The organism is Janibacter sp. CoH_79_TC_3 (genome assembly GCF_058197955.1).
Genome location: NZ_JBXWIV010000051.1, coordinates 1 through 933, shown reverse-complemented (window position 1 = coordinate 933; position 933 = coordinate 1). Strand labels below are relative to the sequence as shown.

Genomic DNA, 933 nt, shown 5'->3' with positions numbered 1-933 from the left:
GGATGGAAAACGACTTATCCAAATTGTTTTATGATCTTTGTCCAAGGCATAACACTTTTATTTTGAACTGACTATAGTTTCAGGTCTGTGAGCTATAAAAACTCTTGTAATATTTAAATCTTTAATAGTTTTATTAATTCTTCTTTCAGTCTCAACATCTAAATGGCTAGTAGCTTCATCTAAAAATAGAATTTTAGGTCTTTGATAAAGAGCTCTAGCTATAAAAACTCTCTGCTTTTGCCCTCCTGAGAGGATACTACCCATATCACCGATCAATGTTTGATATTCCATTGGCATAGACATTATTTCATCGTGAATTGATGCCAACTTTGCACACTGGACTGCCCAAAACATGTCTACATTTTCATCAAAAAAGCTAATATTCTCTAGCAGTGAACCTGCGAATAACACATCGTCTTGCGCAACACAGGCAATTAATTTTCTTGAGTTTAACTCTGATATATTTTTGACATTTTTTCCTGCAATAAGAATTTCGCCAGAAGTAGGATTTAATTCACCTATCATCAAACTCATCAAAGTACTCTTACCACAACCAGTCTCTCCAACTATCGCGACAGATTCTTTATCTTTTATGTACAAAGATAAATCTTTCAGAATATATTCTTCCTCTTCTGAGTACTTAAAATTAAGATTTTTTATTTTGACATCCGAAATAACATCTTCAGGTTCTATTGAGCCTAACTTCGGTAGATATTGGGAGCGCTCCTGATCTTGTAGGACGATATCAGCTAACCTCTCCCCATGAATATTTAGCATTTTTAATTCAATATATTTATCGATTAGAGAGCTGACACGACTACCAAACTGGGATTTGTATGCTAAAAAAGCAATCAACAGGTAACCCTCCCAAACCTAAGACACCTAACAAATAGAATTAAGCTGCTTGATTGAGTTTCTGTATGGGCGTAAAAC

1 protein-coding gene is annotated in these 933 nt (G+C 34.5%); it reads right to left on the bottom strand.

Translation table 11 applies throughout. From position 1 onward, the window contains the following. Window positions 1-57: 57 nt before the first annotated feature. Window positions 58-855 carry an ATP-binding cassette domain-containing protein gene (locus AC2FA3_RS15010; protein WP_490510283.1) on the bottom strand — a complete coding sequence of 266 codons (798 nt, stop codon included), beginning with the start codon at window positions 853-855 and terminating at the stop codon, window positions 58-60. Window positions 856-933: the final 78 nt, after the last annotated feature.